Origin of the sequence: Lentzea roselyniae (genome assembly GCF_039537795.1) — a bacterium.
GTDB classification, from domain to species: domain Bacteria; phylum Actinomycetota; class Actinomycetes; order Mycobacteriales; family Pseudonocardiaceae; genus Lentzea; species Lentzea atacamensis.
The window spans coordinates 41501-67591 of sequence record NZ_BAABBE010000007.1 but is presented as its reverse complement, the minus strand read 5'-3'; the positions used below and the strand labels follow the sequence as shown (position 1 = coordinate 67591).

The following is a 26091-nucleotide window of genomic DNA, read 5'->3' as shown; positions in this document are numbered from 1 at the left end:
TTTGTGAGCTACCAGATCCTGCCAACAGTGGCAGATCTGACGTGGCACGCTAAAATCCTGCCATGCTGCAATCGGTGGCGGTTCCGCTGATCGACGGCGTTGCGCCGTTCGAGTTCGGCCTGCTCTGCGAGGTGTTCGGCATCGACCGGACCGAGGAGGGCGTGCCGCCCATCGACTTCCGGGTGTGCGGCGAGTTCCCGAACGAGCCGGTACCGACGAGCATCCGCGGGGTCTCCATCACGCCGGAGCACGGGTTCGACGCGCTGCAGAGCGTCGACCTCGTCGCGCTCCCCGCCGCACGCGTTCGCGAGCACTACCCGGAGAAGCTGGTCAAAGCGCTGAGAGAGACCGACGCGACGCTGCTCAGCGTCTGCAGCGGGGCGTTCATCCTCGGCGCGGCCGGACTGCTCGACGACCGGCACTGCACCACGCACTGGCGTGAGGCGCGGCTGTTCCGCGAGCGATTCCCCAAGGCACAGCTCAACCCGGACGTGCTGTTCGTGGACGACGGCAACATCATCACCAGCGCCGGCACGGCCGCGGGCATCGACGCCTGCCTGCACCTCGTCCGGCGAGAGCTCGGCACCAAGGTCGCCAACACGATCGCGCGCAGGATGGTCGTGGCACCGCAGCGCGACGGTGGTCAGCGGCAGTTCGTGGAGCTCCCGATCCCGGAGTGCAGCACCGACAGCCTCGAACCGGTGCTGGAGCGGGTGCTCGACACGATCGCGGAGAACCACACGGTGGCGTCCATGGCGAAGCTCGCCGTCATGTCCGAGCGGACGTTCGCGCGCAAGTTCGTCGCGGAGACCGGCACCACCCCGAACAAGTGGCTGTCGCTCCAGCGGGTGTTGCACGCGCGCAGGCTTCTCGAAGAGACCGATCTGGACGTCGACGCGGTCGCCGCCAGGTCAGGCTTCGGAACGGCCGCTCTCCTCCGGCACCACTTCCATCGGGTCGTCGGCGTCGCACCGAGCGATTACCGCCGCACATTCGCCTGTCGTTAGGCGGGTGAAGATCTTCTCGGAGATCTCGCGCAAACTCTCGACCTCGGCGTCGGTGAGCTGGTCGAACACCAGTGCCCGCACGGTCTCGGCGTGCGCGGGCGCGGCCGCCTCGATCGCGGACCGGCCCTGGTCGGTCAGCACGACGAACGACCCGCGCCCGTCACTGCTGCAGTTCTCCCTGCGCACCAGGCCGCGCTTCTCCATCCGGGCCACGTGATGTGAGATGCGACTCTTCTCCCAGTGCAAGAACCGTGCGAGCTCCAGCACGCGCACGCGCCCGTCCGGCGTGTCGGTGAGCTGCACCAGCACGGCGAAGTCGGCCATCGAGATCTCGGAGTCGACCGACATCTGCCTGTTCAAGTGCGCGTTGAGCTCACCCTGCATGCGGACGTAGGCACGCCACGCCCGCTGCTGTTCGGGCTCCAGCCATCGTGTCACCGGTTCAGCATACGGGAATAGTTGACACATCATCCACGTTCGGGCAAGGTGGATGACACTTCAACCAAATGCCCCGACCGAAGGACTGAACACCATGACCACCGCCACCAACCTCTCCGAGCTGACCGGCGCCTACGTCATCGACGCCTCGCACTCCCGCATCGGTTTCGTCGCCCGCCACGCGATGGTCACCAAGGTGCGCGGCGCGTTCAACGAGTTCGACGGCAAGATCAACATCGACGGTGACAAGCCGGAGAACACCACCGCCGAGGTGACCCTGAAGGTCGCGAGCATCGACACCCGCAACGCGCAGCGCGACGGTCACCTGGCCACCAACGACTTCCTCGACGCCGAGACCTACCCGGAGATCAAGTTCGTCTCGACCTCCGCCAAGCAGGTCGACGACGACAACTTCGAGATCTCCGGTGACCTCACCATCAAGGGCATCACGAAGAACATCACCATCCCGTTCGCGTTCGAGGGCGTCGCCGTCGACCCGTACGGCCAGACCCGCGTGGGCTTCGAGGGCTCGCACACGATCAACCGCAAGGACTACGGCGTGACCTGGAACGCCCCGCTCGAGACCGGCGGCGTCCTGGTGGGCGAGAAGATCGTCCTCGAGTTCGAGATCTCCGCGGTCAAGCAGGCCTGACGACGGCCACCGGGCACGGGGCGTGGTAGATCAGGGCCTGCGAGGTGGACCCGAGCAGCATCCCGGCGAATCCGCCACGCCCCCGCGAACCCACCACCAGCAGTCCGGCCCGCTCCCCGAGCTCCAGCAGCGACGGGATCGGCCGCTCCCCCACCACGAGCTGTTCCACCGCGACGTCCGGGTACTTCTGCAGCCACCCGGACAGTCGCGCGTTCAGCGACGAGGACGGCTCGTCCACCTGAGCCAGCGCCGCCACCAGCGGCACGCCCATGGCCGCCGCCTCCTCGAACCCGAAGCCCAGCGCCGGGTCCGAGCCGGGCGAGAGATCGACGCCCACCACCACAGGCCCGTCGTGCTGCTGCCCGCGCACGACGACGACGGGGCACTCACCGTGCACCGACAGCGCCACGGCCGTTGAGCCCACCAACGCCCCGGTGAACCCGCCCAGCCCGTGCGACCCCACCACCACTTCCCGCGCGCGTGTCGACTCCGCGAGCAACACGGGCGTGGGGTGCTCCATGCGCAGGTCGTGCTCGACAGGCACATCGGGTGCCTCTGCACGTGCGACGGCAACGGCCTGAGAGAGCCACATCCGCCCCTGGTCGTACATCGCCGAGCGCAACTCACGCGCCGATGAGATGACCTCGGGATAGCCGCGCGTCGGCAGCGTGTACGCGTGCACCAGCCGCAACGGAGCATCGTGCCGCACGCACGCCCGAGCCGCCCACGCCACCGCGGCCAGCGCGGACGAGGAACCGTCGACACCGACGACCACAGGAAGACCGCTCATGATCCCAAAGTAGGCCCGATCGTCGTAGCGGGCCGCGTGCCGTTGGTCCCCTCCTGGCAGAGTCTTTGGGCTACCGTGACCGGATGGCGACGCGCGTTTTCCTCGTCGACGACCACGAGATCGTCCGCCGCGGCATCGCGGACCTGCTCGGTGAGGAGTCCGATCTGGAGGTGGTCGGTGACGCCGCGTCGGTCACGGAGGCGCTGGCCAAGGTGCCAGGAGCCCAGGCCGATGTGGCGGTGCTCGACATCCGGCTGCCCGACGGCAACGGCATCGAACTGTGCCGCGAGCTGCGCAGCCGGATCCCCGGCCTGCAGTGTCTGATGCTGACGAGCTTCGCGGACGACGAGGCCCTGTTCGACGCGATCATGGCGGGCGCGTCCGGGTTCGTGCTCAAGCAGATCCTGGGCGCCGACCTGGTCAACGCGGTTCGCACCGTCGCGGCTGGACAGTCCCTTCTCGACGCTCGCACGACCTCCGCCCTGCTGAACCGCATTCGCCGCGAACGCGAGGAGGGAGACCCGCTGCGCATGCTCAGCGAGCAGGAGCGCACGGTGCTCGACCTCATCGGCGAGGGCCTGACGAACCGGCAGATCGCCGAGCGGATGTTCCTCGCGGAGAAGACCGTCAAGAACTACGTGTCGCACCTGCTCGCGAAGCTCGGCATGCAGCGCCGCACCCAGGCCGCCGTGTTCGCCTCCCAGTTCCGCAAGGACGGCGAGAAACCCCGCTGACCCTTTCGAGTGAACTGGTCGGTGGACACCCGCCGGCCCACGCGTTCACGTGACCGGGAGCGGCACCCGCCAGACCACGCAGGCGCCACCGCCCTCGGTTCCCCGCACCGAGAGCGTGCCGCCGAACTTCTCGGCGCGGCGGGCCAGGTTGCGCAGGCCGCTGCGCGCGGTGTCGGGCGGGACGCCGATCCCGTTGTCCTGCACGGTGATCACGACGTCCTCACCGGCGTCGATGAGGACGGTCAGCTCCGTGGCGGATGCGTGCCGGACGGCGTTCGTGACGGCCTCGCGCACCACCGCCTCGACGTGTTCGGCGAGCTCTGGCGGCACGGAGTTGTCGACGGTGCCGGACATCCGCACCGCCGGTGACAGGTGGGTCGACTCGGTCAGGCCCGCCACGAGGTCCAGAAGCCTGCGGCGCAGGGAGGTGTTGTCGGTCGAGTGCAGGTCGAAGATGGACGTGCGGATCTCCCGCACGGTCTCGTCCAGCTGCTCCACCGCGGTCTGCAGGCGCGCGGCGACCTCGGGCTCGGTGATCCGCCGCATCGTGGCCTGCAGCGTCAGGCCCGTGACGAACAGCCGCTGGATGACGTGGTCGTGCAGGTCGCGTGCGATGCGGTCGCGGTCCTCCAGCACGTCGAGCAGCCGCTGCGAGCGTTGCTGCTCGGCGAACTCCAGCGCGACCGCCGCCTGGTCCGCGAAGGACGCCAGCACCGGCACCTGGTCGGGCAGGAACCGCGACTCGCCGGCCCTGCGCAACACGACGAGCGCGCCCGTGACGACCGGTCCCGACCGCAGCGGCACCGCCAGCACGGGGCCGAACGCCGAGCCCAGGTCGTCCACCAGCAGCGGGACGCCGGAGCGGATGACCTCGTCGACCGCGTAGTCGGAGGCGTTGAAGTCCTCGATCCTGATGCCCGCGCTCGCCGCGACCGTCAGCGGCTCGTGCCGGCCGTCGCCGAGCACGACGAGGGCGGCGTCGGCACCGGCCAGCTCGACGGTCCGCTGGGTGATCAGCCGCAGCGCGTACTCGCCGGACGCGCCGCCGAGCAGCTCGGAGTTGACCTCGCCGATCGCCTCCAGCCACCGCTCGCGCATCCGGGACCGCTCGAACAGCCTGGCGTTCTCGATCGCGATGCCCGCGGCCGCCGCCAGTGCCTGGAGCACCGCCTCGTCGTCGGCGGTGAACTCGGCCGCGTCGATCTTCTCGGTCATGTAGAGGTTGCCGAACACCTCGTCGCGCACGCGTACGGGCACGCCCAGGAAGCTGTGCATCGGCGGGTGGTTCGGCGGGAAGCCGACGGACATGTCGTGCTGGGACAGGTCGCGCAGCCGCAACGGCGTCGGATCCTTGATGAGCAGCCCGAGCAAGCCCTTTCCCTCCGGCAGGTGCCCCATGGTCGCGCTCGTTTCCTCGTCCACGCCCACGTAGACGAACTCGGCCAGGTCGTCGCGCGTGCCGAGGACCCCGAGCGCGCCGTAGCGGGCGCCGACGAGGTCGACGGCGGCCTGGACGATGCGCTGCAGCGTCGAGTCGAGCTCCAGCCCGGACGCGACCGCGAGGACGGCGCCGAGCAGCTCCTGCATGTGGTCACGGGTGGTGACGATCTCGTCCATGCGGTCTCGCACCTCGTCGAGCAGCTCGTCGAGGCCCCGGCGACCAGGCAGATCAGGCACGCCGACTAGATTCGCACACTTTTGAGCATCGCACGGCCCTACCAAAAGAGGACCTTCGACCGTGGACGGCCCCGCCGCCCCGGCCCGACAGTGTGAGCATGACGATCGCCGTGCCCGACTCACTCGGACTCGCGGGTGAGGACGTGCGCGGCGTCCTCGCCCTGGCGAGAGACTCGGCCGGAGGCGTCCGGTTCGAGGTCCGTCCCGAGCAGATCGAACTGCACACCGCGACCCCGCACAGCAGGGAAACGCGGATCAACTGCGGAGTCGCGCTGCTCAACGTCCGGCTGGCGTTGCAGGGCCACGGCATCCGTCCTCTGGTGACATTGCTGCCCGGCCCGAGCGCGAACGACGCGGCCGCGGCCGTGCGGCTCGGCGGCTACCAGGAGCCGGACCCAGGCGTGCTGAGCTTGCTGCACGCGTTGCGCACGAACCGTCGCACGTGGACGACGTTCCCCGGGGTGGCCCCCTGGCGCGGGCTGCTGTCGCGGGCGGCCGAGGTGGAACGCGCCTGGCTGCACGTGAACGGCGGCACCGAGCTGGTGCTGTGCACGTTCAACCAGGGTGCTGCGGCGGAAATCCGTGCGGGGCAAGCGATGCAGCGCGTGGTGCTCACCGCGGGGACGGTGGGGATCGCCGTCAGCCCCGCGCCGGACGCGATCAGCCTGCCCGCGTTGCGCGCGGACCTGCGCCCGTGCCTCGGCAACACGCTGGTGCCGCAGGTGGTTCTGCGGCTGGGCGCGGAGTAGGCCGTGCTCGTCCCGCGTCGCGCGGGGGTCGGCTGACACGCTGTGCGGGACGGGCACGGCCCAGCGCCTACGTGGTGATGAACTTCGCCGGGTCCGCGACCGGGGACTCGACGACGAGGTCCTTGTACTCGTCCTCGATGCCCTTGTTGTGGATCTGGATGGCGAGCGGCGCCTCCCGGCCGGCGGGTTCCTTCTTGTCCTCGAACTTCAGGACCTCCTGCGCCTTGCACTTGGTCGCGCCGTCGGGAAGCGGGCAGCACGCCATGCGCGCGATCCCGGTGTCACCGTTGGCGAGGATCTCGCACTGCGCCCACTTCTTGATGTCCCAACGGGGGTGCGGGTACCTGGTGAACAGGCCCTTGCCGCCGTTGTTGTGGCCCGGCCGGTAGTCCCACGCGCCACCGTTGGGCGGCTGGAACTGGATCGCGCCGAGGCCGTTCAACGGTGGTGTCTGGACCTTGCCCCAGATCAGCACGGTCGGCTGGTGGTCGCCGGAGACCTGGCGGACCTTGAAGATCCAGCGGAAGCTCTTGTACTGCCGCTTGTTGTAGTAGATCCAGCCGCGCGAGGCGTTCTTCTGGCTGTGGATCGCGCCGTTCCTCACGACGAACGCGTCCTTGGCGTGCGCGGTCCACCCGTCGAGGGTCTTGCCGTCGAAGACGGGCACCAGCACGGGATCCGCGGCTCGCGCGGGGGTCGTTCCAGCGACGAGCGCCAGAACGAGGGCAGCGAGTATCCACAATGGACGACGAAACATCTGTTACCGTCCTCGGCTCCGAGGTTTTCGGCAGCGACGGTCCACCCACGGTAGGGCGCGGTCATCGGAGCAGTCAACGGAAACGCGTGTTTCTGAAAACGGACAACCCCTACCGGGCCAGCACCGCCCTCCAGAGCAGCCGGGCGAGCTCCGGGTGGCAGATGTCGTTGTGCGCGCCCGCGATTCCGTCGATGCGGCGGATCACGGAGGTGCAGTCGACGTTGTGCACCTGCCCCTTGAGCAGTTCGCCGGGAGATCCGATGTTGTGGCCGTGGGCGTAGGTGCCCTGCACGCCGTGCGCGCCGATGCCCCCGTACTTCGGGTACTCGTCCAGGTCGACCTGCCGGCCCGAGCGTGCGGCCAGCGGGTAGAACCTGCCGATGGCGTGGTCGTGCGCGGACGTGGTGACGATGATCGGGCCCGGCACCCGGCCGAGCACGCCGCGGAAGTAGCCGGAGCCGGCCTGGCCGGGCAGCCGTTCCGCGAACGACCACAGCGACATCGCACCCTGCACCAGGGTGAGCGTCGCGGGCTGCACCACGTTGGCCATGGCGGTCGCGGTGATGCAGCCGAAGCTGTGGCCCATCAGGTGGATGCGCGCGTGCGGAGCAGCCTGGGCGACGTCGCGGGCGATCCGCGCCGCGCCGCTCTCGCCGAACACCTTGGCACGCCGCTTCATCTTCCAGAACGTCAGGATCCGCAACGGCGACAGGATCCCGCCCAGCGCCGGGTCCTCGAGGCACGCCCGGTAGAGCTGCTCGGCGTCGAACGCCATCCCGTCCTCGCCCGGCAGGTCGGGAACCGAGCTCTCCAGGTAGTCGTAGGCCTGCTTGACCGTCGCGGACATCCGGCAGGGGTGCTGCCGCGCGGCTTCGACGATCGTCCGCACCGCGGCGGTGCGCCCGGCGCCTCCCCCGAGGCGCTGAGCCTGGGCCTTGATGAACTCGTCGGACCGGACGTCCTCGTCGCCCCAAGCCTTCGAGGGCCAGTGCAGGCCCACGAGCAACGACTTGAAGCCGCCGGGAAGCCGGTGCGCCGCCTCACGTTCCGCACGGCAGTCGGCCATCGTCCTGATCCACTGCCCGTACTGCTGCCGGGCGGCGGGGACGTCGCCGTTCCACCCGTGGATGAAGAAGAACACGTCGGTGACGCCGCGGCGGGCGTCGTACAGGACGTCCGCGCTGTCGCGCCCCCGCTCGTTTCCGGTCTCGTCGAAGCAGACGAGGTGATAGCTGATGTCGTGGCCTGGCACGGATTCTCGGGACATCGCGGATCACCACCACACAAAAAGCGCGCCCTACTGTTCTCCGGTTATCGGAACGCGGGCGGCTCATGGTTAGCCTCTGCGATCAGGAAAACCCGTTCGGACCAGGCGATCCACCCCGATTGCGCCGGTAGTGTCGTGCCGCGCGGACCCGGTTGCCGCAGGACGGCGAACACCATTCCCGCCGCGAGTGGTCCTTCACGAAGTACAGCACGCAGCCCGGTGCATAACAGGCGCGCAACAGAACCCGGCCCTCGCCGGTGAACAGCTCCACCGCCTCCGCAGCGATCGAGGCACGCTCCCGGTCCGCGGGCGACCCTTCGCTTTCCTTGTCCCGCAACAGTTCTCCGTCGCGCACGGCCAGCTGTGGCCACTGCCGCGCACTCTTCGCAGCGCGGTTCACCTCCGCCACAGCACGCTCCAGGTCACGATTCTGCGCGACCGCACGCGTGTCCCCGGTGAGCACGCCGGCGAGGTCGCGGAGTGCCTGCCGCAGCGCCCGGAAGGCCTTCAGGTCGTCCTGATCCACGGGTACGCCCAGGAAGTCGCGCAGCGCACTGACGGTGGTCAGGTCGTCGTGCACCTGTGACCGGTTGGCCCAGATGGTGTTCATCAGCAGGACCGGACGGGGTTCGTCGGGCGTCAGCACATCTAACGGTAACACGGTCTTGCATCCGTTAGACTCACGTTCTAACGTTTGCAGCGTCACCCAACCGTTGGAAGGACTCCTGTGAACCTCGTCCCCCCGTTCGACGCCGACACCGCCCGGCTCAAGGTCCGGGCCGCCCAGGACGCCTGGAACACTCGCGACCCGCAGCGCGTCGCGAGCGCGTACACGCCGGATTCGGTGTGGCGCAACAGGTCCGAGTTCGTCCGCGGGACCGCTGAGATCGTCGCCTTCCTCACGAAGAAGTGGGAGCGCGAGCACGAGTACGTGCTGCGGAAGTCGCTCTGGGCCTACGGCGACAACCGCATCGCCGTGCGCTTCCAGTACGAGTGGCACGACGACGAGGGCCAGTGGTGGCGCAGCTACGGCAACGAGAACTGGGAGTTCGCCGTCAGTGGCCTCATGAGTCGGCGCGAGGCGAGCATCAACGACGTGCGGATCGCCGCCGAGGATCGCCGCATCGACCCCGACTCGACCTACGACATCCCGACGGAGTAGCGAGATGCACGTCGAAGCGTTGTGGCGCTACCCGGTGAAGTCGCTCGCCGGTGAGCCGCTCCAGGAAGCCGAGTTCACCGACAACGGCGTGGCAGGCGACCGGCTCGTGCACGTCCAGGGCCCGCGCGGAGTCCTGACCGGACGCACCCGGTACGGGCTGCTGACCATCCCGGCGACGACCGGCCCGGACGGCCCGCTCGTCGACGGACATCCTTGGGACAGCTGGGAGGCTCACGCACTGGTCCTCCCCCACGGCGGCCGGCTGACCCGCTACACCGGCCCGGAGCGGTTCGACGTGCTGAACGTCCTCGTGGCCACGGACGGCCAGGTCGCGGCGGCGGGGATCGACGTGCGGCGGCTGCGGCCCAACATCCTCATCGGCGGGGTCGAGCCCGGCGAGGAGGAGACCTGGCCCGGCCACGCGCTGGTGGTCGGTGACGTCGTGATCGGGATGTTCAAGCAGCGCAGCCGGTGCGTCGTGACGACGATCGACCCGGACACCGGTGCGCAGGACCTGGACGTGCACCGGCGGATCCGGCACGAGTTCGGTGGCGTGCTGTGCCTGGACAGCTGGGTGATCCAGGCGGGCACCGTCAGCGTCGGGGACGCCGTGGAGCTGGTACCGACCGACGAGGTACCCGCCCGTGTCGGCGGGTGGATCGTCGGCCGGCCCTACGCCGTCTGAACGGATCCGCGGGCGGGTCCTCGACGAGGTTCACGGCCAGGGTCGTGCCAGCTTCCGAAACGTCTCGGGGTCGCTGTGCACGGGCACCACGCAGAGCAGGTGACCGCCGGGTGCGCGCAGGGTGTGGCACTCGAGCCAGCGGGAGACCGGCTCCGCGCCCAGTGCGGTCAGACGTGCGACCTCCGCCGCCACGTCGTCGGTCTCGATGTCGACGTGGTAGCGCGGTGCTTCGTCGATCGCCTGGATGTCGACGGTCAAGCCGGGGACGGCGCCGTCCAGAGCCGTGAACTGCTCCTCGCCCTCCACCGGACGCGCCGGGACACCCAGCGCGGCGGACCAGAAGGCCGCCGCTGAACCGGCTTGTGCGACGGGTGTGTCGATGAAGATTCCGAACAGTCGGCTGCGATGCACGGCACCGGCTCCGCTCTCGTCAGATGTTGCGCCGGTACTGGCCGCCCACCTCGAAGAACGCCTCGGTGATCTGCCCCAGCGTGCACACGCGGGCGGCGTCCATCAGCACGGCGAACACGTTCTCGTTCGTCTGCGCGACCTCACGCAGCCGTGCGAGCACCTTCTGCGCCTCGTCGCGGTGCGCCGCCTGGAACGCACGTGTGCGCTCGACTTGCGACTTCTTCTCCTCCTCCGTGGCGCGGGCGAGCTCGATCTTCACGACCTCCCGCTCACCGCCCTCGGGCAGGAAGGTGTTGACGCCGATCAACGGCAGCGAGCCGTCGTGCTTGCGCTGCTCGTAGAGCATCGACTCGTCCTGGATGCGGCCGCGCTGGTAGCCGGTCTCCATCGCGCCGAGCACACCGCCGCGTTCGGAGATGCGGTCGAACTCCATCAGCACGGCCTCTTCGACGAGGTCGGTCAGCTCCTCGATGACGAACGAGCCCTGCAGCGGGTTCTCGTTCGCGGACAGGCCCCACTCCTTGTTGATGATCATCTGGATGGCCATCGCGCGGCGGACGGACGACTCCGTGGGAGTGGTGATCGCCTCGTCGTAAGCGTTGGTGTGCAAGGAGTTGCAGTTGTCGTACAGAGCGCACGACGCCTGCAGGGTCGTGCGGATGTCGTTGAAGTCCATCTCCTGCGCGTGCAGCGAGCGGCCGGACGTCTGCACGTGGTACTTGAACTTCTGCGAGCGCTCGGCGGCGCCGTAGCGGTCGCGCATGGCCACGGCCCAGATCCTCCGCGCCACCCGGCCGATGACGCTGTACTCGGCGTCCATGCCGTTGGAGAAGAAGAACGACAGGTTCGGCGCGAAGTCGTCGATCTTCATGCCGCGCGCCAGGTACGACTCGACGTAGGTGAAACCGTTGGCGAGCGTGAAGGCGAGCTGGCTGATCGGGTTCGCCCCGGCCTCGGCGATGTGGTAGCCGGAGATCGACACCGAGTAGAAGTTGCGCACCTGCTGCTGGATGAACCACTCCTGGATGTCCGCCATCATGCGCAGCGAGAACTCCGTGGAGAAGATGCAGGTGTTCTGGCCCTGGTCCTCCTTGAGGATGTCGGCCTGCACGGTGCCGCGGACGTTGGCGAGCGCGAACCTGCGCAGCTGCTCGTACTCCGCCGCGTCCGGCTCGCGGTCGTGCTCCGCGCGGAACTTGTCGACCTGCTGGTCGATCACCGTGTTCAGGAAGTAGGCGAGGATCGTCGGCGCGGGGCCGTTGATCGTCATCGACACGGACGTGGTCGGCGCGACGAGGTCGAAGCCGTCGTAGAGCGCCTTCATGTCGTCCAGCGAGGCGATGGAAACGCCGGACGTGCCGATCTTGCCGTAGACGTCCGGCGGGGTGTCCGGGTCGCGGCCGTAGAGCGTCACCGAGTCGAACGCGGTCGACAGGCGCGTGGCCGGGTTGCCCTTGGACAGGTACTTGAAGCGGCGGTTGGTCCGGAACGCGTCACCCTCGCCGGCGAACATGCGCGCCGGGTCCTCACCCTCGCGCTTGAACGGGAAGACGCCGGCGGTGTACGGGAAGAAGCCCGGCAGGTTCTCCTTGCGCAGGAACCGCAGCAGCGAGCCCTCGTCGTCGTAGCGCGGCAGGCTGACACGGCGGACCTGGTTGCCGGACAACGTCTCCCGCGTCAGCTTGGTGTGGATCTCCTTGTCCCGCACCTTGAACACGAGCTCGTCGCCGGAGTACTGCTCGCGGATCTGCTCCCAGCCGCTCAGCAGGTCCGCGGTGTCGCGGTCGACCTGGCGCTCGGCGTCGGACGCCAGCTCGGCGATGTCGGTGACACCCTTGCCCGCGGCCTCCAGCGCCCTCTGCGCGGCGGTGAGCTGGGTGTGCGTGCGGACGGCCTCGACCTGCTCCTCGGTCTTGCGGTGGTAGCCGCGCACGGTGTCGGCGATGTCGGACAGGTAGCGAGCGCGCGAGGCGGGCACGACTGTGGACGCCGAAGTCGACGTCTTGCCGTTGACCGGCGCGAGAGAACCGGCCTCCACGGCCAGACCGTGCTCGACGAGCCCGTCGCGCAGGAACTGGTACAGCGCGGTGACGCCGTCGTCGTTGAACGTCGCGGCGGACGTGCCGAACACCGGCATGTCCTCCCACTTGGCGCCGAACGCCTCACGGTTGCGCACCATCTGCCGCGCCACGTCGCGGCGCGCGTCCTCGGCACCGCGGCGCTCGAACTTGTTGATCGCCACGGCGTCGGCGAAGTCGAGCATGTCGATCTTCTCGAGCTGTGACGCGGCACCGAACTCCGGCGTCATCACGTACAGCGAGAAGTCCACGAACGGCACGATCGCCGCGTCACCCTGACCGATACCGGGCGTCTCGACGATGACCAGGTCGGCACCGGAGGCCTTGCACGCCGTGATGGCCTGCTCCAGGCCGTCCGGGATCTCGCTGCCCGCACGGCGCGTGGCCAGCGAACGGAAGAACACGCGGTCACCGTCGAGGCAGTTCATCCGGATGCGGTCGCCGAGCAGCGCGCCACCACCGCGGCGGCGCGTCGGGTCGACCGCGAGCACAGCGATGCGCAGCTTGTCCTGCTGGTCGAGCCGGAAGCGGCGCACCAGCTCGTCGGTCAGCGACGACTTGCCGGAGCCGCCGGTGCCGGTGATGCCGAGCACCGGAACCTTGCGCGTGGTCTCCAGCTCGACCGGCAGACCGGCCTCGATGTGCGTGATTGCGCGCGCGAGGGCCTCGTCCGCGCCCGTCAGCAACGCATCGTGGCTGAACGGCTCGGTGAGCGCGTGGTCGCACTCCTCGATCATCAGGTTGATCATCCGCGCGAGGCCGAGCGTCTGGCCGTCCTGCGGCGAGAAGATCCGCGCGACGCCGCGGGAGTGCAGCAGCTCGATCTCCTCGGGCACGATGACGCCGCCGCCACCGCCGTAGACCCTGATGTGCCCGGCGCCGCGCTCTTTGAGGAGCTCCACCAGGTACGAGAAGTACTCGACGTGCCCGCCCTGGTAGGCGCTGATGGCGACGCCCTGCACGTCCTCCTGGATCGCGGCGTTGACGACCTCGGCCACCGACCGGTTGTGACCGAGGTGGATGACCTCCGCACCCTGCGACTGCAGGATCCGCCGCATGATGTTGATCGCCGCGTCGTGGCCGTCGAACAGGCTGGACGCGGTCACAAAGCGGACCGGGTTCGCCGGCTTGTGCAGTGTGGTCGCCATGAGAATAGTTTGACTTCCTACTATTGGACGTGCAACCGAGGGTGGTTCACGTCTCTGAATCGAGCACGAACCGCCACCCCGTCGACCCTGCACGGACGGTCTCGACCGGGAGTCGAGGACGGCTGCGCGAGGGCGATTCGCGGCGGAACCAAGAGGCCACTCGCGGATCGCGCCAATGATTCCATATGTTGGAGAAAACGAAACCGCGCCGATCCGAGAATGCGCGCCGGACTGGCGCGAACCAGCCGAATGCAACGAGCACCGATGTTTTGTATTCCACGACACGGGTATGCGCACGCGCGCGAGGTGGTACCCCTTCGGGCAAGGGTCGAAAGACCCTGAAACGAACCGGAACCCTGCCCCCGCACTCCATCGGAAGCACTCGGCTCGTACACCTCCACCTGCGCACCAGTAGTCCGTTCGGCCCCATACGTTGCTCCCGAAAAGTCCTCCGTTTCGCACGAAACGAGGTACCGCCGGACAACTTTTCGCCATATCTTTTCTTTCGCGCCGACAGGGGAGGTCAATTGCGCAATCCCGCCTGACCGCTGCCCGGACGATGACTCCTGCCGTCATCACGGGATTCAATCCACCACACAAACCGCTGCTCCGCGCGGACAGTGCCGCGCGCCCAAAATCCCGAGGAAACCGCCATGGCTGCACGCACGAAGTGGATCGCGTCCGTCCTCGCCACGCTGACCGCGGTGGCGTTCGCCGGCCTACCCGCCGCAGGAGCCGCGGAGGACGCGGCCAGACACGGACTCAAGCACGGACACAGACACGGGCTCATCAGGGGTGACGTCGCACGGCCGGCACCACCGCCACCGCCGAAGCTGCGCGTGGTGAACGGCCCCCTCGAGCCGGGAAGGTCACGAGTCGCCGGCACCGGCAAGGTCGCGCTGCGGGTGCTGGTGATCGCGCTCGACTCCGCGGACTTCGGCCTGTCCACCTGGAAGGCGGTGCTCGACCGGATCGGCACGCCGTACGACGTGCTCACCGCGCGAACGGAGCAGCTGACCGCCGATCGCCTGGTGCGGTCGGACGGCACCGGCCGCTACCACGCCGTGCTGCTCACCGACAACGCGCTGCTGCAACCCGACGGGTCGGGCGGGTACGTCAGCGCGTTCGAGCCGGCGGAGTGGCAGACGCTGTGGGACTACGAGCGCAACCACCGGATCCGGCAGGTGTCGCTCTACACCTCCTGGGGCACGTTCCCCGAGGACTACTGCCTTCGCCCCGGGGTCGAGGGCAGCGTCGGCGGCAGCGGGCTGAGCGCGACGCTGACCGCTGCCGGAGCCGGCGTGTTCGACCGTCTCGTCGCCGACGCGGACGTACCCATCACCTTTTCCTATGTGTACCGCTCGACACTTGCACCCGGTTGCGCCGCGCAGCCGACGTTGATGGTGGGCGATCACGTCCTCGGCGTCGTCGGCACCTCGGCGGACGGACGCGAGCGCGCGGCGTTGACGTTCTCCTCCAACGAGTTCCTGCCGCAGACCGACATGCTGGGCTACGGGCTCGTCCGCTGGGCGACGCGCGGGGTGTTCACCGGCGAGCTGCGGCACTGGATCAACGTCGACGTCGACGACTGGTTCAACAGCACCGACCACCTCTACCCGGACGGTCACCTGGAGACCGATCCCGGCTTCCGGCTGAGCGGATCGGACGCCGCCGGGACCAACGCGCAGCAGAACGCCTTGCGCGCCGGCTACCCGGCGACCGCCGGCTTCACCCTGAACCTGCCCTACAACGGCGGTGACCTCACGCCGTCAGCACCGTCCCGCTGCTCGGGCTCGGGCACGCCGGACGCGCTCACCAGCTACTCGAAGTGCCTCAAGGGCAACTTCCGGTGGGTCAACCACACCGTGTCGCACCCGGAGATGAACTTCCTCGACTACTCGACGAGCCGCCGCGAGATCGCGGACAACCTCACCATCGGACGGCAGGCCGGGCTCACCGTGCCGACCGACGTGCTCAAGACCCCCGCCTACTCCGGACTCGGTGTCTACCACCCGGATCCGAACGCTCCCGACACCGAGCCGCCGGTCGACTTCGGGCTCCGCGCGTCCAACCAGGCGATGCTCACCGCCGCCGCGGACGTCGGCGTGCGCTACCTGCACGGCAACATGTCGTTCCAGAGCCACCGCCCGTCCTGCTTCAACTGCGGCATCCGGCATCCCCTGCGCCCGGAGCTGCTCGTCGTGCCCGACTGGCCGACCAACATCGGCTACCAGGTGACCACGCCGGCTGAGGAGACGTTGCTCTACAACAGCCTCTACGGACCGAACGGGCGATTCCCCTACTACGACCACGATCTGAGCTACCCCGAGCTGCTGAACTACGAGTCCGAGGTGGCGCTGCAGCACGTGATGAGCGGGTCGGCGTACGCCCACACGCTGCACCAGGGCAACCTGCGCCAGTTCGCCCCCGGCCGCAGCCTCACGTTCGACTGGCTGCGGACGGTCGTGGACAGGTACAGCACCCGGTTCTCGGTGCCGCTGCGCAACCCCGACTGGCCGTCCCTCGCGCGCTACGTCGACGCGCGCACGAGCCACTTCGCCGAGATCCGCGGTGGCGCGGACGCGGTGTGGGACCGCGCCACGAACACCGTCACGAGGACGAGCACGACGACCGGTTCGTTGTTCCTCACCGGTGTCACGCACGCGTCCGGAACGACGGACCGGTACGGGGCAGAGCTCATCACCCGGTTGCCGATCACGGCAGGCACCACCGTCCTCGCCACAGCGGTGCCCAGACCATGACGCCGAAGGTGATCGGTCCGCTGCTGGCGGCCATCGCGCTCGCCATCACGACGATCACGGTGCTCAGCCCGCCCGGCACCGACCGGGCGGGCAGGGCGCTCCAGTCCGCCGACCCGGTGCCGTACCCGTTGCCCGCCAAGCGGTTCGTGCCCGTCCGCGCGGCACAGGCACCGGTCGGCTCCGGCCGCCGCGGTGACCTCGTGGCGTTGCGGCAGCTCGTGGTCACGACGGGCGAGGGCGACTTCGGGCTGGAGACCTGGAAGTCGGTGCTGGACACCATCGGCACGCCCTACGACGTGCTGAACGCGAGCACCGAGCTGCTGACGCCCGACCGGCTGGTCCGGCCGGACGGCACCGGCCGGTACAACGGCGTGCTGCTCACCAGCAGCGCGCTGCTCAAAGCCGCGCCGGACGGGACGTACGCGAGTGCGCTGACCCCGGGACAGTGGGAGGTCCTGTGGGACTACGAGCGCACGTACGGCGTCCGGCAGGTGTCGCTGAACACCCACCCGAGCACGTCCCCCGAGGACCTCTGCCTGCGGGTGGGTGACGAAGGCCCCGTCGGCGGCACCGCGGTCGAGATGGCGCTGTCCGCGGAGGGCAGCGCCGTCTTCGACCACCTCAGGCCGGACGCGCGGATCCCGCTCCTGCGGTCCTACGTCCACCGGGCGCGGCTCGCGCCCGGTTGTGCCGCCGAACCCGTGCTGACGGCCGGGGACGCGGTGCTCGGTGTGCGGAGCAAGGCACCGGACGGCAGGGAACGGCTCGCGCTGACGTTCTCGTTGGGAGCCAACGACACGACGGCGCACCTGCTCGGCCCGTCGCTCGTGCGGTGGGCGGCTCGCGGCGTCCTGCTCGGGGAACAGCGGCACTGGTTCACCGTCGACGTCGACGACTGGTTCAACTCCACCGCGCGCAAGCACCCCGACGGCACCACCGACATGTTCCGGTTGAGCGGGAGCGACGCCAAAGCCGCGAGCGCGCAACAACGCGATCTCCGCGCCCGCCATCCCGTCGCCGCGGAGTTCACGCTCACGTTGCCCTTCAACGGAAGCAGGCTGAAGCCGGACGCGCCGGCGTCCTGTGACGACCCCGGCACACCGGACTCGCTCAGCAGCTGTTCGCGTGAGCTGGTGCGGGAGTTCCGCTGGGTCAACCACACCGCCACCCACCCGCAGATGAACCACCTTTCCTACGACGTGAGCCGGACCGAGATCAGCGAGAACCTCGCGATCGCCGCCGCGGCCGGGCTGCCCGTCCCCGCGAGCGTCCTCAAAACGCCCGAGTACTCGGGACTGGGCGTGTACACACCGGATCCGGGCTCGCTCGACCCGCCGACGGACTTCGGTCTGACCGGGTCGAACCGCGCGATGCTCGACGCGGCGCACGACGCCGGGGTGAAGTACCTGCAGGGCAACATGTCCTTCGCCGGTCATCGGCCGAAGTGCGGCAACTGCGGGATCTACCACCCGTTGCGGCCGGAGCTGCTCGTCGTGCCGGACTGGCCGACCGCCATCGACTTCGAGGCGACGAGCCCGGAGGAGCAGACCGCCCTCTTCAACCGTCAGTACGGCCGCAACGGCAAGGCGGACGACCACCGTGATCACGACCTGACCTACGAGCAGGTGATCGACACGGAGGCCGAGGAGGCGGCGCGCCACCTGATGAGCGGGTCGGCGTACGCCCACACGTTGCACCAGGGAAACCTCCGCGAGTACGCGCCGGGCCGTTCGCTCGCGTTCGACTGGATCAACGCGACCGTGGCGAAGTACGCGGCGCTGCACCGGGTTCCGCTGCTGGGGCCCGACTGGCTGACCCTGGCGCGGTACGTGGAGGCGAGGACCGCGCACTTCGCCGCGCTGGACGCCGGGCGTGACGCGGTGTGGGACCGCAGCACCGACGCGATCACCTACGTGCCGAGTGCCGCCGGGAGCCTCTTCCTCACCGGGGTGCGGCAGCGGGAGGCGACCGAGGCCGATCAGGGCGGCGCCGACGAGAGCGACACCTACGGCGCCGCCACCGTGGCGAAGATCGGCTTGGCGACGAACCAGACCGTGGTGCTGACGGCGAGCCCACGCCCATGACGACCCTGTCGAGCGAGGATCCGCTCCGCGTCGCGCTCGTGTCCGAGGGGTGTTACCCGTTCCACCCCGGCGGCGTGAGCCTGTGGTGCGACCAGTTGATCCGGGGCATGCCGCAGCACGCCTTCACCACCGTCGCGCTGACCGTGGACGGCACCGAGCGGCCGTGGTGGCCCGCTCCCGCCAACCTCACCGAGGTGGTGACCATGCCGCTGTGGGGTAGACGACCCCGGCGCGCGCGTCGCAGGCCCGCCGGGTTCGATGAAGTGCACGAGGCCTTTCTGAGGTCGTTCATCCCGCACACCGACAGCAGCCCGGAGAAGTTCGCGCGGGCGGTGCGGCGGATCTTCGACCTGGCGCAGACCTCGGACGTCGGCGCGGCGCTGGTGTCCAACGACTCGGTGGCGCGGCTGGTCCGCGCTGTGCACGACTGCGGCGAGGGGCCGATCTCGTTGCAGGACGCAGTGATCGCGACCGATCTGCTCGAACACTCGTTGCGGCCGTTGTCGTTCCCGCCTGTCCGCGCGGACGTGTGCCACCTGGCGATGAACGGGTTGAGCGCGTTGGTGGGTCTGGCGGCCAAGTGGGCGCACGGTACGCCGTTGCTGATGTCCGAGCACGGCGTGTATCTGCGTGAGCGCTATCTGGGCGCGGTCGGCGAGTCGCTCGCCCTGCCGGCGAAGGTCGTGCTGCTGAGCTTCCACCGGGCGCTCGCGGGCGCCGCCTACCGCGCCTGCGACATGCTCACGCCGCACTCCGACTACAACCGGCGGTGGCAGCTGCACAGCGGGGCCGACTCCGGTCGCATGTGGACGATGTACAACGGCATCGACCCCGCCGAGTTCCCGGTGGCGCCGGGAGAACCCGACGTGCCGACGATCGTGTTCGTCGGGCGGATCGACCCGCTCAAGGACCTGCACACGTTGATCAGGGCGTTCGGCGAGGTCCGCCGCGCGCTGCCGGAAGCGCGCCTGCGCGTCTTCGGCCCGGTGCCCGAGGCCAACAAGGACTACCACGCGAGCTGCGTGCGGCTCGTCGACCAGCTCGGGCTCGCCGGCAGCGCGGTGTTCGAGGGACTGGTGCCGAGCCAGGTCGACGCCTACCACGCGGGCCACCTCGTCGCGTTGACCAGTGTGTCGGAAGGCTTTCCGTTCACCGTCGTGGAAGCGATGTCCACCGGCAGACCGCCGGTGTGCACGGACGTCGGCGGGGTCAGCGAGGCGGTCGCCGACGCGGGTCTCGTGGTACCGCCGCGTGATCACGAGGCGGTCGCACGGGCGTGCGTGCGGCTGCTCACCGACAACGTGTTGCGGCGCAAGCTGGGCGGACTCGCGCGCCAGCGGGTGATCGAGCGCTTCACCGTGCAGCGGTGGAACGACAGCTACCGCGCGAGGTACGCCGAGCTCACTACGACGGGGGTCGCGCCGTGATCCTCGACGAGCTGGTGGAGCGCGTAGCGAGCCTGCTGCCCGACCCGGTGGACGAGCTGCAGGTGGCTGCCTTGCTGGAAAGCCAGGGCATCACCGACCAGGTCGCGGTGGACCGCTACGGGCGCGCCGACGTGTTCGCGCTCGGGCAGGAGGTGTTCGAACGGTTGCCGCGTGGGAGCGTCGCCGTCGAGGACCACTCCCCTGGCACCACGTGGCTGCACGCCGTGCGCGGACCGCTGTACCTCGTGCCGACGACCGTGTTTCCCGCCGTGGCCGCGGTGCTGGGCGGTCCGGCCGCCGTGCGGGCGATGGTCGTCGCCACCGCCGTGAGCTGGGTGTGGGGCTCGGGTGCGAGCGCCGTCGCGCACCGGTTGCTGAGCGGCGGGGCTGCGGCCACCGCGGCCAGGTCGTTGCGGTGGCTCGGTGCCGCGGGGACGGCTGTCGCGGCGACGACGGCGGCCGCGGTGCTGGGCTGGTGGTCCGCGTTGTTCGTGCTGGCGTTGGCCGGTCTGCAGTTCGCGATCGGGGTGCTCCTGTTCCACCGCGAGGAGGTTCGGCTCGCGGTGGCGGTGCTGCCCGCCGGTGCCGGCGGGGTGCTGTTCCTGGTGTCGGAGGTCGTCGGGATCGCGTTGGTGCTCGGTGGTGTGACGGTGCTGCTCGCCGTCGGTGGCGCGTGGCGGGCAGGGCGTGCCGCCCACGACTCCGGTGGTGTGCGCCCGCCCCGGGCGTTGACGCTGCTGGGTACCGCGTTGCCCAGCAGCGTGTACGCGGCGCTGTGCGCGATCCTGTTGCTGTACACGGACTCTCGCTACGTGCTCAGCGCACTCGACCTCGCGGTCGCGGCGGCGCCGTTGGTGCTGGGGATGGGCGTGGTCGAGTGGCGCGCCCACCGGTTCTTCGAGCTGGCGACGCAGGAGCTGCGCCGGTGCGCGCTGCCGGCCGACTTCCACCAGGCGATCTGGCGCGGGTTGCTGCGGGAACTGGGCTTCTGCCTGACGGCACTCGGCGCGGCCGCTCTCGTCCTGCTCGTGGCACTGCGCGTCTCCGGTGTGCTCACGTCGCCGGGTGCCCTGCTGATCGACGGGCACGTGCTGCTCGGCGGTGCGTTCTTCCTGGGCTTCGTGCTCGTCCGGACCTCCGGCCCGCTGCCGGCGCCGCTGATCGTGTCCGCCGCCCTGCTCGGTGACGTGACGGCGGTCGCGCTCGGCGCCGATCCCGTGCCGGCCTTCCTGATCACCTGCACCGCGTTGTCGATCTTCTTGCTCGTGGCGCTCCGCGGGAGCGTCGGACAGGTCCGCCACTACCGATGAGGAAGTGATTCCCATGCATGCGGTGATACTCGCCGGAGGCAGAGGAGTGCGGCTTCGGCCGTACACCACGGCTTTGCCGAAGCCGCTCGTGCCGATCGGCGAGGAATACGCGATTCTCGACATCATCCTGCAGCAGCTCGGCAGGCGGCACTTCGACCGCGTGACGCTCGCGATCGGCCACCTCGGTTCGCTGATCCGCGCGTTCGTCGGCGACGGGTCGCGATGGAACATCAGAGTGGACTACGCGGAGGAGAAGATGCCGCTGTCCACCATCGGGCCGTTGCTCAACATCGTCGACCTCCTGCCGGAGCACTTCCTCGTGATGAACGGCGATGTGCTCACCGACCTCGACTACGAGGCACTGCTGGGCCACCACATCACGTGCGGTGCTCCGCTGACAGTCGCTACCTACCAACGGAAGGTGAAGATCGACTTCGGCACGCTGTCCACTGAGGAGGGACGCATCGTCAGCTTCGTCGAGAAGCCCGAGCTGTCCTACGGCGTGAGCATGGGTGTGTACGCGATGACCCGCAAGACGCTCACCCCGTACCCGCGCAACGTCCCGTTCGGACTGGACGAGCTCGTGCTCGACCTGCTGGCGCGCGGCGAGGAACCGGCAGCCTACGAGTTCGGCGGCTACTGGCTCGACATCGGCCGGCCCGACGACTACGACGAGGCCAACCGGAACTTCGAGCAGCTGCGGCCGGCGCTGCTGCCCGGATCCGTTCGCCACACGCGATGGACGTGACGTCGTGACAGTGCTGCTGTTCGGCGCGTCCGGCTACCTCGGCCGCGCGGCGGGCGAAGAACTCCACGCGCGTGGCGCGCGGGTCGTCCGGGTCACCAGAACGGTGCCGGGCGAGGACGGCTGGGTGCGCCACGACCTGGTGCGAAGTAGCAGCGGTGAGCTCGTCGGCCTGTTGCGGTCGGTCAGGCCGGACGTCGTCGTCAACTGCACCGGGTTGCTCGACGGTACGACGAGTGAGCTGGTCACCGCCAACGTGACACCGACCGCGGCGCTGCTCGACGCGATCCCGCAGGCGGTGCCGCGTGCCCGGCTCGTCGTGCTCGGGTCGGCCGCCGAGTACGGACGCGTCCGGGAGGGCAGCGCGGTCGCGGAGGACGCGGCGGCGAACCCGGTGTCCGCGTACGGGATCACGAAGCTCGCGAGCACGTTGCTGGTGCGGGACGCGGTCGCGGCGGGACGGCTGGACGCGGTGGCGTTGCGGATCTTCAACCCGATCGGCCCCGACCTGCCTGCCGGCACCGTGCTCGGCCGAGCGGCGGAGGCGATACGGGCGGCGATGCGGGAGGGGGACGACATCACGCTCGGCCCGCTCGGTTCCTACCGCGACTTCGTCGACGTCACCGACGTGGCGTCGGCGATCGCCGACGCCGCGCTGGCACCGGGGCTGGGCGAGCCGGTGCTCAACGTCGGGAGCGGGCAGGCCGTGGCGGTGCGGCAGGTGGTGGCGATGCTGGCCGAGGTGGCGGGGTTCCGGGGCAGAGTGCGCGAGACCGCTCCGGTTCAGTCGCGGTCGGGCGCCGTCACGTGGATCGCCGCGGACACGAGCCGCGCCCACCGGGCACTGGGCTGGTCACCGCACCACGACCTGGCCGACTCGGTCCGTTCGCTGTGGCAGCACTCGTGACGCACAACGGGAGAAGCACGTCCGGGCTCGTCCCGGACGTGCTTTCCGCGCTGGGCTCAGAACTGGTCGGCGCGGTACCAGTCGAAGGTCCGGCGGACGCCCTCGTCGAGGGCGACGCGCGGGCGGTAGCCGGTCAGGCCGCGCAGCAACGTGAGGTCCGGGCAGCGGCGGGCGACCGATCCCGGCGGTGCGGCGGCGCGGTGCACGGAGGGAGCATGGCCCGCGATCTTGAGCACCAGCTCGGCCAGCTCGCCGATGTTCGTCTCGGCCGTGTCGTCTCCGATGTGGACGATCTGGTGCGCGGCCTTCTCGGTGCGCATCAGCCCCACCACCGCCTCGACGGCGTCGTCCACGTGGCAGAACGCCCGGAACTGGTCGGTGCCGTAGACCGTGAACGGGTCCTCGCGGCGCAACGCGCGCAAGCACAGTTCCGGGATGACGTGGTCGGCGCCCATGCGCGGTCCGTACACGTTGTGGAAGCGCCCGACGACGACCGGCACGCCCTTGGCCCTGCCCGTGTGGATCACCGCCGCCTCGCCCAGCATTTTGCTGACGCCGTAAGCGAACCGGGGCGCGGTGACGTCCTCGACCACGAGCGGCACGGTCTCCGGGGTGGGCACCGGCACGAGCCCGGTGCCGACGCCGCCCGCGTAGGTCTCGCTGGTGGAGGCGAAGAACAGCCGCTGCCGCGGCGTGATCCAGTCCAGGGTGTTGAGCACGGCGAGCGTGTTGATCCGGACGACGCGTGCGGGGTCGCGTTCCACGTTGCGCACGCCCACCACCGCGGCGAGCAGGTACACGTCGTCGCAGTCGCGTGGCAGCGCGGCGAACGACGCGGGGTCGGTGAGGTCGGCGGAGATCACCGGCACGTCCAGCGCTTCGAGCTCGGGATCGCGGCGGCCGCGCGAGAAGTCGTCGACGACCGTCACCTCGTGGCCGTCGGCGAGGAGTCTCCTGGTGAGGTGGAGGCCGATGAACCCGGCGCCACCCAGCACGAGGTTCTTCATTCACGCCACCTCCGGCTCGTAGCCGAGGGCGGCGTACCGGATGCCGTGCCCGGTCACATCGCGTTCGCTGAGCACCCGCCACGAGTCGTAGACGAGCCGCACTCCCGATCCCGGCAGCAACCGGCCGACGTCGAGCCGCCGGTACTCGGGGTGATCGGTGATCACCAGCACGGCGTCGGCGCTCGCGAACCCGGCCTCGACGTCCACCGGTGTGCCGCCGTAGCGCCTGATCACGTCGCCGTCCACGAGCGGGTCGTGGCCGAGCACCTGCACACCCGCCTCGGTGAACCCCGGCATCATCGACGCGATCGGCGTGCCGCGCATGTCGTCGGTGGGCGGCCAGCCCTTGTAGGCCCAGCCGAGCACGAGCAACCGCTTGCCCTCCGGCTCGCCCATCATCTCGATCACCCGTTCCGCGACGTGCACGGGCAGGTCCTCGTTCACGCCGCGAGCCGACTTGATCAACCTCGGCACGTAGCCCGCCTGCTCGGCCGCGGACAACAGCAGGTACGGGTCCTTCGACAGGCAGCTGCCGCCGACGTAGCCGGGCTTGCAGATGTCGGGACGCGGGTAGTCGGCGTTGGTCGCCCTGATCACCTCGAGCGGGTCGAGCCCGAGCCGTTCGGTCAGCCGCGCGACCTCGTTGCCGAACGAGTAGATGACGTCGGTGTGGCAGTTGTTGACGAGCTTCACCAGCTCGGCGGTCTCCAGCGTCGAGACCGGCACGAGCTGTGCGGAGAGCCCACCGAAGAGCTCCAGCCCCAGCCGCAGGCTCTCGTCGTCGAGACCGCCGACGACCTGCGGCAGTTCGACCAGCTCCCGCAGCGCCTGTCCCTGGATCGTGCGCTCGGGTGCCATCACCAGCCGGGCCGATCCCCACGCCTCGGCCAGCTTGGGCAGCACCACCGACCTCGTCGCCCCGACCGGCACGGTGCTGCGCACGACCACCAGCGTGCCCGGTGCGCACCGCTTGCCGATGTGCTCGGCCGCCGCGGCGAGGTTGAGCAGGTAGGGCTCGCGGCCAGACTCGCCGACGGGCGTGGACACGCAGATGATCGCCGCGTCCACCCCGGAGTCCGGCAGGTCGTGCGACAGGAAGATGCGTCTGCCGACCCACTCCTGGAACACGTCCTCGACACCGGGTTCGAAGATGTGCGGCCGCCCGTTGGAGAGCGACTCCAGCAACGCCGGCTGGGTGTCGACGCCGTGCACCTCGTAGCCGCGGCGGGCCATCGCCGCGGCGAGCGTGAGGCCGACGTACCCCATTCCGATGATGCCCACTTGGCGGAATTTCGTTTCCTCGCCTGTCACGACCGGCTCCTCCCTCGTGTTCGCACGCCATTCACCGGCAGGGAGCCGCGACCGTGTCGAGCGCCCGCACCGTCACATATCCTTCGAATCCTTCTTCGCGATAACGCCGGCACGCTTCGGCGACGTTCTCCGCACGCGTCGCGTAGTCAACCGCCAAAACGGTCTTCCCGGCTTCCTTCAGCTTCCTCGTCTGGGCGAGGTTCGCGGCGCAGAAGTCCGCGGTGCACGGCTCGTCGGTGGCACGGAAGAAAAGCTCCTCCATCCCGATGCCGTCAATCGCGCCGAGGTAGCCGGGGTACTCGCGCAGCTCCGGCGAATTCTGCGGGTAAACACCGAAGGCCGGGTTCAGCCGCTTGACGTGAGCGCTGATCCGCACGATCAGGTCCGTCATCCGCCCCGCCAGTGCCACCCGGTCGGTTCCCGGCAGGAGCGCGAGGTCGATCTCCTCGTACGCGAGCGGTGTGTCGAGGTAGACGCCGTCGAAGCCGGCTGCGAGCGCACGGTCCAGCCGCGGCCGCACCGCGAGCTCCCACCAGCCGGGTTCCCAATATCGGACGAAGTGCTCGCCCGGCCAGCTCGGCCACTCGTTGAGCAGCAGCCGCTCGGCGCGGATCGCCGCGTAGTCGGGCCGGAACTCCTCGATCGAGCCGATCTCGAAGTAGGCGAGCACCCGCTTTCCGGACACCTTGAGCCGGCCGATCTCGTCAGCCCGGAAATAGGACGAGCCGGCGTCGCGCGCCAGATCCACCACGGCGGTGCGAAACGGCGCGGCCGCCAGCTCGTCCAGTCGCCCGCCGGGATAGCCCTGCAACTGGTACACAAAGCCGCCCGGCAGCGGAGAATCGTCGGCGCAGGCGCTCGAAACCGAGGTCAGCATCGTCACCAAAACGATGACGAGCACTCGGAAACGGCGGCCTCCCACACGTTCACGGTACCGATCGGAACCAAACCATCAATGCGCCACCTGGACGATTTCCCGTGAT

Annotated in this window: 23 protein-coding genes; 12 read left to right on the top strand and 11 right to left on the bottom strand. The window is 69.5% G+C overall.

Translation table 11 applies throughout. The features are described from left to right. Positions 1–62 precede the first annotated feature (62 nt). Complete coding sequence (locus ABFX45_RS14300) at positions 63–1007, top strand: GlxA family transcriptional regulator (protein ID WP_346130229.1); 945 nt, start codon at positions 63–65, stop codon at positions 1005–1007. Here the strand turns inward: ABFX45_RS14300 and ABFX45_RS14295 are convergent. Next, a complete protein-coding gene (locus ABFX45_RS14295; protein WP_109635718.1) occupies positions 912–1445 on the bottom strand; it encodes a MarR family winged helix-turn-helix transcriptional regulator in 534 nt (177 codons plus the stop codon). The two genes, ABFX45_RS14300 and ABFX45_RS14295, sit on opposite strands and share 96 nt — an antisense overlap. A gap of 94 nt (positions 1446–1539) precedes the next feature. Here ABFX45_RS14295 and ABFX45_RS14290 point away from each other — a divergent pair, with 94 nt between their 5' ends. Next, positions 1540–2097, top strand: a complete 558-nt coding sequence (locus ABFX45_RS14290) for a YceI family protein (RefSeq protein ID WP_109635716.1) — start codon at positions 1540–1542, stop codon at positions 2095–2097. Here the strand turns inward: ABFX45_RS14290 and ABFX45_RS14285 are convergent. Next, positions 2084–2887 (bottom strand): universal stress protein, encoded by an 804-nt coding sequence (locus tag ABFX45_RS14285; RefSeq protein ID WP_109635713.1) that lies wholly within the window; start codon positions 2885–2887, stop codon positions 2084–2086. The two genes, ABFX45_RS14290 and ABFX45_RS14285, sit on opposite strands and share 14 nt — an antisense overlap. 83 nt (positions 2888–2970) lie before the next feature. Here ABFX45_RS14285 and ABFX45_RS14280 point away from each other — a divergent pair, with 83 nt between their 5' ends. Next, positions 2971–3621 carry a response regulator transcription factor gene (locus ABFX45_RS14280; RefSeq protein ID WP_109636458.1) on the top strand — a complete coding sequence of 217 codons (651 nt, stop codon included), beginning with the start codon at positions 2971–2973 and terminating at the stop codon, positions 3619–3621. Between the two features lie 45 nt (positions 3622–3666). Here the strand turns inward: ABFX45_RS14280 and ABFX45_RS14275 are convergent, their stop codons facing one another. Next, complete coding sequence (locus ABFX45_RS14275) at positions 3667–5238, bottom strand: GAF domain-containing sensor histidine kinase (RefSeq protein WP_346130630.1); 1572 nt, start codon at positions 5236–5238, stop codon at positions 3667–3669. 158 nt (positions 5239–5396) lie between these two features. On the opposite strand from ABFX45_RS14275, the gene ABFX45_RS14270 reads away from it, so the two are divergent. Beyond that, on the top strand, positions 5397–6047 hold the full coding sequence (locus ABFX45_RS14270; protein WP_109635711.1) for a hypothetical protein: 651 nt from the start codon (positions 5397–5399) through the stop codon (positions 6045–6047). 67 nt (positions 6048–6114) lie between these two features. On the opposite strand, the gene ABFX45_RS14265 is transcribed toward ABFX45_RS14270, so the two are convergent. From ABFX45_RS14265 to ABFX45_RS14255, 3 genes are all read right to left on the bottom strand, one after another. Next, the gene (locus tag ABFX45_RS14265; RefSeq protein ID WP_346130223.1) at positions 6115–6789 is read right to left on the bottom strand and encodes a 3-keto-alpha-glucoside-1,2-lyase-like domain-containing protein; all 675 of its coding nucleotides are present in this window, start codon (positions 6787–6789) and stop codon (positions 6115–6117) included. A 124-nt stretch (positions 6790–6913) separates the two neighbouring features. Next, entirely contained in the window at positions 6914–8071 is a 1158-nt protein-coding gene (locus ABFX45_RS14260; RefSeq protein WP_112226055.1) for a hypothetical protein, read from the bottom strand. An 82-nt stretch (positions 8072–8153) separates the two neighbouring features. Beyond that, positions 8154–8777: a CGNR zinc finger domain-containing protein gene (locus ABFX45_RS14255; protein ID WP_346130220.1), complete on the bottom strand. Its 624-nt coding sequence runs from the start codon at positions 8775–8777 to the stop codon at positions 8154–8156. A gap of 21 nt (positions 8778–8798) precedes the next feature. Between ABFX45_RS14255 and ABFX45_RS14250 the strand changes: the two genes are divergently transcribed. Together ABFX45_RS14250 and ABFX45_RS14245 are read left to right on the top strand one after the other, a co-directional pair. Then, positions 8799–9233 carry a nuclear transport factor 2 family protein gene (locus ABFX45_RS14250; RefSeq protein ID WP_346130218.1) on the top strand — a complete coding sequence of 145 codons (435 nt, stop codon included), beginning with the start codon at positions 8799–8801 and terminating at the stop codon, positions 9231–9233. 4 nt (positions 9234–9237) lie between these two features. Then, entirely contained in the window at positions 9238–9918 is a 681-nt protein-coding gene (locus tag ABFX45_RS14245) for an MOSC domain-containing protein (RefSeq protein ID WP_346130216.1), read from the top strand. A 30-nt stretch (positions 9919–9948) separates the two neighbouring features. Here the strand turns inward: ABFX45_RS14245 and ABFX45_RS14240 are convergent, their stop codons facing one another. Together ABFX45_RS14240 and icmF are read right to left on the bottom strand one after the other, a co-directional pair. Further along, entirely contained in the window at positions 9949–10329 is a 381-nt protein-coding gene (locus ABFX45_RS14240; protein WP_346130214.1) for a VOC family protein, read from the bottom strand. Between the two features lie 19 nt (positions 10330–10348). Then, a complete protein-coding gene (icmF, locus tag ABFX45_RS14235) occupies positions 10349–13555 on the bottom strand; it encodes a fused isobutyryl-CoA mutase/GTPase IcmF (RefSeq protein WP_346130211.1) in 3207 nt (1068 codons plus the stop codon). Positions 13556–14208: 653 nt separating this feature from the next. Between icmF and ABFX45_RS14230 the strand changes: the two genes are divergently transcribed. Genes ABFX45_RS14230 through ABFX45_RS14205 form a run of 6 tightly spaced genes read left to right on the top strand, consistent with a single transcriptional unit; the run spans position 14209 to position 22790 of the window. Further along, complete coding sequence (locus ABFX45_RS14230) at positions 14209–16317, top strand: Agd3-related carbohydrate-binding protein (protein WP_346130209.1); 2109 nt, start codon at positions 14209–14211, stop codon at positions 16315–16317. Further along, positions 16314–18401, top strand: a complete 2088-nt coding sequence (locus tag ABFX45_RS14225) for an Agd3-related carbohydrate-binding protein (protein ID WP_109635690.1) — start codon at positions 16314–16316, stop codon at positions 18399–18401. Before ABFX45_RS14230 ends, ABFX45_RS14225 begins: the two co-directional genes overlap by 4 nt. Continuing rightward, positions 18398–19828, top strand: coding sequence for a GT4 family glycosyltransferase PelF (pelF, locus tag ABFX45_RS14220; protein ID WP_109635688.1), 1431 nt, complete (start codon positions 18398–18400; stop codon positions 19826–19828). The genes ABFX45_RS14225 and pelF overlap by 4 nt, the downstream gene beginning before the upstream one ends. Then, entirely contained in the window at positions 19825–21138 is a 1314-nt protein-coding gene (locus tag ABFX45_RS14215) for a hypothetical protein (RefSeq protein ID WP_346130207.1), read from the top strand. The genes pelF and ABFX45_RS14215 overlap by 4 nt, the downstream gene beginning before the upstream one ends. 13 nt (positions 21139–21151) lie before the next feature. Then, on the top strand, positions 21152–21886 hold the full coding sequence (locus ABFX45_RS14210) for a nucleotidyltransferase family protein (protein WP_346130205.1): 735 nt from the start codon (positions 21152–21154) through the stop codon (positions 21884–21886). A gap of 4 nt (positions 21887–21890) precedes the next feature. Next, positions 21891–22790: an NAD-dependent epimerase/dehydratase family protein gene (locus ABFX45_RS14205; protein WP_211337266.1), complete on the top strand. Its 900-nt coding sequence runs from the start codon at positions 21891–21893 to the stop codon at positions 22788–22790. A 56-nt stretch (positions 22791–22846) separates the two neighbouring features. On the opposite strand, the gene ABFX45_RS14200 is transcribed toward ABFX45_RS14205, so the two are convergent. From ABFX45_RS14200 to ABFX45_RS14190, 3 genes are all read right to left on the bottom strand, one after another. Beyond that, positions 22847–23797, bottom strand: a complete 951-nt coding sequence (locus tag ABFX45_RS14200; protein WP_109635681.1) for an NAD-dependent epimerase/dehydratase family protein — start codon at positions 23795–23797, stop codon at positions 22847–22849. Continuing rightward, positions 23798–25078 carry a nucleotide sugar dehydrogenase gene (locus ABFX45_RS14195; protein ID WP_346130201.1) on the bottom strand — a complete coding sequence of 427 codons (1281 nt, stop codon included), beginning with the start codon at positions 25076–25078 and terminating at the stop codon, positions 23798–23800. 61 nt (positions 25079–25139) lie between these two features. Beyond that, positions 25140–26030, bottom strand: a complete 891-nt coding sequence (locus tag ABFX45_RS14190; protein WP_346130199.1) for a glycoside hydrolase family 191 protein — start codon at positions 26028–26030, stop codon at positions 25140–25142. Between the last annotated feature and the right edge of the window lie 61 nt (positions 26031–26091).